Source organism: Stenotrophomonas capsici (assembly GCF_034961085.1).
Lineage (GTDB): Bacteria > Pseudomonadota > Gammaproteobacteria > Xanthomonadales > Xanthomonadaceae > Stenotrophomonas > Stenotrophomonas capsici.
The window spans coordinates 1,440-7,905 of the sequence record NZ_JAYFUH010000257.1 but is presented as its reverse complement, the minus strand read 5'-3'; the positions used below and the strand labels follow the sequence as shown (position 1 = coordinate 7,905).

The 6,466-nt window shown below is 67.0% G+C and carries 5 protein-coding genes and 2 rRNA genes; 4 read left to right on the top strand and 3 right to left on the bottom strand.

Going from position 1 to position 6,466, the window contains the following annotated elements:
- Positions 1 to 190: 190 nt before the first annotated feature.
- Both rrf (VA603_RS18395) and rrf (VA603_RS18390) read left to right on the top strand, forming a co-directional pair.
- Positions 191 to 305: ribosomal RNA gene (gene rrf, locus VA603_RS18395) — 5S ribosomal RNA — on the top strand.
- A 128-nt stretch (positions 306 to 433) separates the two neighbouring features.
- Positions 434 to 548: ribosomal RNA gene (rrf, locus tag VA603_RS18390) — 5S ribosomal RNA — on the top strand.
- 245 nt (positions 549 to 793) lie between these two features.
- On the opposite strand, the gene VA603_RS18385 is transcribed toward rrf (VA603_RS18390), so the two are convergent.
- From VA603_RS18385 to VA603_RS18375, 3 genes are all read right to left on the bottom strand, one after another.
- Complete coding sequence (locus tag VA603_RS18385) at positions 794 to 1,393, bottom strand: cysteine dioxygenase family protein (protein ID WP_323439694.1); 600 nt, start codon at positions 1,391 to 1,393, stop codon at positions 794 to 796.
- A 278-nt stretch (positions 1,394 to 1,671) separates the two neighbouring features.
- Positions 1,672 to 3,279 carry a carboxylesterase/lipase family protein gene (locus VA603_RS18380; protein ID WP_323439693.1) on the bottom strand — a complete coding sequence of 536 codons (1,608 nt, stop codon included), beginning with the start codon at positions 3,277 to 3,279 and terminating at the stop codon, positions 1,672 to 1,674.
- Positions 3,280 to 3,343: 64 nt separating this feature from the next.
- Positions 3,344 to 4,396: an alpha/beta hydrolase gene (locus tag VA603_RS18375; RefSeq protein WP_425603748.1), complete on the bottom strand. Its 1,053-nt coding sequence runs from the start codon at positions 4,394 to 4,396 to the stop codon at positions 3,344 to 3,346.
- Positions 4,397 to 4,478: 82 nt separating this feature from the next.
- Here VA603_RS18375 and VA603_RS18370 point away from each other — a divergent pair, with 82 nt between their 5' ends.
- Positions 4,479 to 5,306, top strand: a complete 828-nt coding sequence (locus VA603_RS18370) for a 2-keto-4-pentenoate hydratase (protein ID WP_323439691.1) — start codon at positions 4,479 to 4,481, stop codon at positions 5,304 to 5,306.
- Positions 5,307 to 5,342: 36 nt separating this feature from the next.
- Positions 5,343 to 6,347 carry a TRAP transporter substrate-binding protein gene (locus VA603_RS18365; protein ID WP_323439690.1) on the top strand — a complete coding sequence of 335 codons (1,005 nt, stop codon included), beginning with the start codon at positions 5,343 to 5,345 and terminating at the stop codon, positions 6,345 to 6,347.
- The last annotated feature ends 119 nt before the right edge of the window (positions 6,348 to 6,466 follow it).

The window sequence follows — 6,466 nt, the reverse complement described above, 5'->3', positions numbered from 1 at the left end:
GGTCAGGTGTGTAAGTGCAGCAATGCATTGAGCTAACTGATACTAATGATCCGTGCGGCTTGACCATATAACCTCAAGTTGCCTTGGCCGACATGACATGTCGATAGATCCAAGTGCACGCTACGTCACAAGACCTCTGCGAGACTGGCGCCTCATCCGTTTTCTTGGATGGCGACGTCCCAACCGTCTCCTTGGTGAAATTAGCGCTGTGGAACCACCCGATCCCATCCCGAACTCGGAAGTGAAACGCAGCTGCGCCGATGGTAGTGCAGCTCAAGCTGTGCGAGAGTAGGTCATCGCCAAGGTTTTATTCCCAAACCCCTGCAGCCCGCGCTGCAGGGGTTTGTTCTTTATATGTAAGCAGGTCCATTTGCTTGCCTTCCCCAAAGGGAAACGTCTTCGAGCCGGCGCAACGCGCTGCTCCTGCCGCTTTCCTGGTGAAATCAGCGCTGTGGCACCACCCGATCCCATCCCGAACTCGGAAGTGAAACGCAGCTGCGCCGATGGTAGTGCGGCTCAAGCCGTGCGAGAGTAGGTCATCGCCAGGTTTTAAACCAAAAGCCCGCTGCCGCCGCAGTGGGCTTTTTCTTTGCCCGAAACATCGTCGGTTGGCGCGCCCGGAACGTGCGCCCGCGGGCGCGAGGCTGGGATTTGGCTCCCCGGCAGCGGGGATGGCTGGAGCGGGTGATACGCGTGGGTACATTGGTGCGGAGTGCTGCTCGGGCGCCGGCTCCGCGCCCGAGGGCGCTCCTACCCAAAGGCGATGGACCGCGGGTGACCCCGGGGCGCGCGTCTACGGGGAGGTGTCGAGGGAGAGCGCGCGGGCTTGGCGCTGGTACCAGCCGGGTTTGTCGGCGATGGCTTCGAAAACGTGGCTGCGATCCATGGCGCGTTGATAGACGTGGACCGAGACGGCGATGGCGTCGCTGCTGGCGTTGCGCAGGGTGTGGAACTCGTCGGGCGGGATCAGGTTGCCGGCGCTGCCGCGGGTGCCGCGCAGGCATTGGCGGGGACTGAAGCGGAACCGCTCTTGCTGGTGCTCGATGAGCTGGTACGGGGTGATGTCCAGGTCGCCGCGCCAGACACCTTCGACGCACCACAGGCCGTCGTGATCGTGCAGTGGTGTGCCCTGTCCCGGGCCCCAGGTCATGGCGATGATGCTGTAGCCATGCCTCGGGCTGCGATAAAGCTCGCGGCGGGCGTAGTGATCGTTGATCGGATTGTGGATGACGGGCGGCAGGCTGATGCGTGGATCGTTGATGGCCCGTTCCAGCACGCGCTGCACCTGGATGACGGTTGCAGACGTGTTTCCGGCCTGCAGGGCGGCGTCGATGCCATCGAGCAGATGCTGACGGCCGGGAAAATCGGGGTAGTGCGAAGTATCCAACGTCATGCCCGCAGTCTAGGCGAGGGCGGTAAAGATTCCGTTGTCAGTGGTTGGCGGTGGCCGTGAATTGTTGGGCTGCAGCGGATGCGGTTGGGTGCGCTGTTCGTGGTCGGGCGCTTGATGAAGAGCGAGGCAAAGGCGCCCTCACCCGCCCTTCGGGCACCCTCTCCCGCTTGCGGGAGAGGGATGGGTTTCGCCGGTTGTGATGAGGGCTGTTGAATCGCACCCTCTCCCGCTTGCGGGGGAGGGATGGGTTTAGCTGATTGTGGCGGGGATTCGGGGCGTCAGAACGTACCGCGCTGAATGAACGGGGCTTGCGCGTAGAGTCTGCGCTCGCCGCCGCGCGGGTCGTCGCCGAGGTGGCTGCTGGCGTCGAACTGCAGGGTCTGGCGACGATCGAGTGCGTAGGGCTCCCAGTGCGGCAGGCCGGGGTGGTTGGGATCGCCGTGACGGGCGAAGGCGAGCAGGGCGTCGCTCATCGTGTCGGCGACGCGCTGGGCCTCCAGGCCGCTGCCGGTGCGTGAGCCGGGCTGCTGCAGGTTGTGGAATACCAGCGGGATGTCGAGGGTATGGAAGGCGCGCAGGTGCGCGGCGTCGCCACCGCGGTCGTACCAGTCCAGTTGATAGGCCCAGGTGGGGGCACCCTGGCGGGCGCGGGCTTCGAGCTCCTCGATCGCACCGCGCCAGGAACGGCCGGCGGTGGTGGCGGCGAAGAATATCTCCGAGGGCGTGTAGTGCGGATACAGGCGGCGGTATTCGGCGATGACGACCGTCGGCAGCAGGTCGACGTATTGCTGGGCTTCCAACCTGGCCGGGAGCGCTTCCCAGCTCAACGTGTGGTTGGCCGGGTCATTACCGAGGAAGGCGCGGGTTTCGTCGTGGGTGTTGCCGATGACCATGGGAATGGCGGCCGACTGCGCCGGTGCCTGTGGCCAGAACGGGTGCGCGGGCAGGTTGCGTGCGTCCAGCACCGGGCCGACGTACAGGCCGGTGCTCTCCACGCGCGAGGGATCGCGGAGTTTCACCGCTTCCAGCAGCTGCTGCATCGGCAGCTGGCGCAGTGCGTCGGCATCGCCGAGCTTGAAATGCTCCAGGACCAGCCGCGCACGCTGGGTGGCGGCGCGTGGGCCGGCGGCGGTGACCTGTTGTCCGCTCATCGTCCAGGCACGATGGAACAGCCCGTTGGCCGCCGGCATGGCCATCAGGGTGGCGATCTTGGCGCCGCCACCGGACTGGCCGAATACCGTGATGTTGTCGGCGTCACCGCCGAACTCGGCCGCATGCTGGCGGACCCAGTGCAGGGCCTGGACCAGGTCGAGCTGGCCGACGTTGCCGGAGTCGGCCAGGGCAGGGCCGCCGAGCTGGGCCAGGTGCAGATAGCCGAACAGGTTGAGGCGATGGTTGACGGTGACCACCACCACGTCGCCACGCCGGCACAGGTTGCCGCCGTCATACAGCGGGTCGCTGCCGGAGCCGTTGTTGTAGGCGCCGCCATGGATATAGAACAGCACCGGGCGCTTGCCGCCATCGCGCAGTGCCGGGGTCCAGACATTGAGGTACAGGCAGTCTTCGCTGCCCGGGCCTTCATTCCCGGCCTGAGGGGCGGCCGGGCCGTAGGCCAGCGCATCGCGGACGCCACTCCAGGCCGACTCCTGCAGGGCTGGCTGGAACCGGCGTGGAGCAGTGTCGGCACCGTAGGGAATACCACGGAAGACATGGATGCCGCCTTCAGTCTGGCCCGCAATGCGGCCGCTGCGCGTGCGGGCGATGGGCGCATTGCCGGTGCGCGCCCAGCCAGCGGTGTGGGCGGTGGCCAAACCGATGCCGGCGGTGAGCAGGCCGGCGTGCTGGAGGAACTGGCGACGATGGGAATTGCTGGGTGGCTGGGTCATGGTCGGCGGGTGATGGAGGGAGACGACGGCCCCACCCCAACCCCTCTCTCCATCGGAGAGGGATTCAGGGGGCGGTGCGGGGTGGCGGGGGGAGCGAGGTGATCCAGTCCAGCGCCAGGCGTGGCCAGGCCGCGCTGGTCAGGCCGGCGGTGCCGCGGACACCGAAGCCGTGGCCGCCGTGCGGGAACAGGTGCAGCTCGGTGGTGACACCGGCCGTGCGCAGCGCCTGGTAGAACAGCAGGCTGTTGCCAACCGGGACCACATCGTCATCGCCGGCGTGCAACAGGAAGGTCGGCGGCGTGTCCGCGCGTACCCGGGTCTGCATCGAGTAGCGCTGCAGCAATTCGGGGGACGGGGTGTCACCGAGCAGGCGCTGGCGCGAACCGGCATGCGTGTCGGGACCGTGCATGTCGATGACCGGATAGACCAGCAGCTGGTAGTCCGGGCGCGCGCTCTCTCCGTCGATGGCGTCGGTGGGCGGATAGACGGATGCATCGAAGCCGGTGCCCAGCCGTGCGGCGAGGTGACCGCCGGCGGAGAAGCCCATCACGCCGATGCGGTGCGGGCGGATACCCCACTCGCCAGCCCGGTGACGGATCAGCCGCAGTGCACGCTGCGCGTCGGCCAGCGCGGCTTCGCGGTCCGCACGGCCCTCGCCTGGCAGGCGGTAGCGCAGCACGAACAAGGTGGTGCCGCCCTGTTCGGTGAAGGCCGGCACCAGCGCGGTGCCTTCCTTGTCGAGCACGACACGCTGGTAGCCGCCGCCGGGGATGACCAGCAGCGCGTCGCCATTGGGCCGTGCCGGGCGATGGACGACCAGATAGGGCGTGCTGACGTGGTCGATGTAGCGGTCCGGCAGGGCAGGGTCGGCGCTGCGTTCGACGATGCGACGCGGCGAGTGCAATGGCTTGTCCCCCGGTGCCAATCCATCCGGCCACAGCGCGATGCGGTCGGCCGAACCCACGGGCGGCTCGCCGTCCAGCGTGCTCTGGGCGAATAGCGGGGCGGGCAGCATGAAAAGATAAAAAGCCTTTAAATACAGAAGATTACGTATTGTGTGTGGGAGCATGTTGGATCCGGCATGGCAGGGGATCGTCGCTTCTGGTGCACTGCACATTGTCAGATGACACCGGTTTACCTTATACAGCCAGCCAGGCAACTGTCGATTGGCAGTGCAACAAAGACATCAGGAGAGTCACTTGAGCAACGACCCAGGCAGTCAGCACCCGTCGGATACCGGGCTGGACGACATTGCCCGCAGTTTTGTGGAAGCCCGCCGCCAGGGACGTTCGCTTCCGGATTTTCCCGGCACGATCCCGGATGATCTGGTGACTGCCTACCGCGTGCAGGACCTGGCCATCGGCCGCTGGGACGACGTGGTGGTGGGCTGGAAGGTGGGCTACATCGCGGCCGAGCGCCGTGATGGCTCCGGCGACGAGCGTCTGCTGGGCCCGATTTTCCAGCGCAATCTCTGGAATGCTACCGGTGCCATCGTGGATATCCCGGTGTTTTCGGCCGCCGGCGGCTTTGCCGCGGTGGAGGCCGAGTACGTGCTGCAGCTGGAGGCCGACGCGCCGGCGGACAAGCTCGACTGGACCCCGGAAGAGGCCGAGGCGCTGCCGGCCCGCCTGTTCATCGGTGTGGAAGTGGCCAGCAGCCCGCTGGCGACGATCAATATCCTGGGGCCGCGCGTGGTGGTGTCCGACTTCGGCAACAACAACGGGCTGGTGCTCGGCGCGGAGATTCCGGACTGGACCCGGCGTGACGAACCGGACCTGCGCGCGGAAACCCTGATCGATGGCGCGGTGGTCGGTACCGGTGGTGCCACCCACCTGCCCGGTGGCCTGCGCGCGGCCTACGCCTTCGCGTTGTCGCGTTCGGCCAAGCGTGGCCGGCCGTTGAAGAAGGGCGAGCTGATCGCCACCGGCAATGCCACTGGCATCCATGACATCGGCGTGGGCCAGCAGGCATTGATCCGCTTCGCCGGTTGCGGCGAGATTTCGTGCAGGGCCGTACCCGCCGGGTGATACCGCGGCACCATCCATCACGCGCGGGAGGGCGCAATGGTTACTCGACGAGGTTTTCTCACTACCAGTCTGGGCGCGCTGGCCGCGCCGATGCTGGCTGCCTGCGGCGCGGGTGGCAAGGGCGCGCCGGGAGGCGGGCAGGTGCTGACCGCCAGCGACGTGCACGTGGCCGACTATCCGACGGTCACGGCGGTGAAGTGGATCGGCCAGCAGCTGGAGCAGCAGACCGGCGGCCGGCTGCGCCTGAACCAGTACCACTCCGGCCAGCTCGGCCGCGAGTCCGAGGCGATCGACATGGCCCGCTTCGGTGCCATCGACATCACCCGCGTGTACTCCGGCGCGTTGAACAATGCCTTCCCGCTGACCCGGGCCCTGTGCCTGCCGTACGTGTTCGACTCGGTGCAGCACATGCGGCGTGCGCTGGACGGTGGCGTCGGCGATGCGGTGCTGCGCGGCTTCGAGAGCCGCGGGCTGGTCGGCCTGGCGGTCTATGACTCCGGTGCGCGCAGCTTCTACAACACCAAGCACCCGATCGTCGAACCCGGCGACCTGCACGGGTTGAAGCTGCGCGTGGCCAGCTCGGACATCTTCCTGCAGCTGATGCGCATGTTCGGGGCGAACCCGACGCCGATGTCGCTGGGCGACACGTTCTCCGGCATGGAGACGCACATGATCGACGGCGCCGAGAACAACATGCGCAGCTTCCACTCCAGCCGCCATTTCGAGGCGGCGCACTACTGGTCCGAGAGCCAGCATTCGTATGCGCCGGACATCCTGCTGATGTCGCGCCGCAGCCTGGACGCGCTGTCCCCGGCCGACCGGCAACTGCTGCTGGAGCTGGCGCGGCAGTCGGTGCAGGTGATGCGCAGGGAGTGGGATGCCTCCGAGGACAAGGCGCGCGAAGCGGTGCTGGCCTACGGCGTGAAAGCCAATGCGGTGGACATGCCGGCCTTCCGCGAAGCGGCGGCACCGCTGCTGCGCGACTACCTGAAGCAGGCGGACATCGCCGCGCTGCACCGTCGCATCCGCGACTTCGCCTGAGGACCGCGCCACGATGTCTGATACCAACGAAACCACGGTGACGACGGGCTTCCAGCGCGTGCTGGAACGGCTGGCCGACGTCGTCATCCATATCGCCGTGCTGGCCCTGCTCGGGCTGG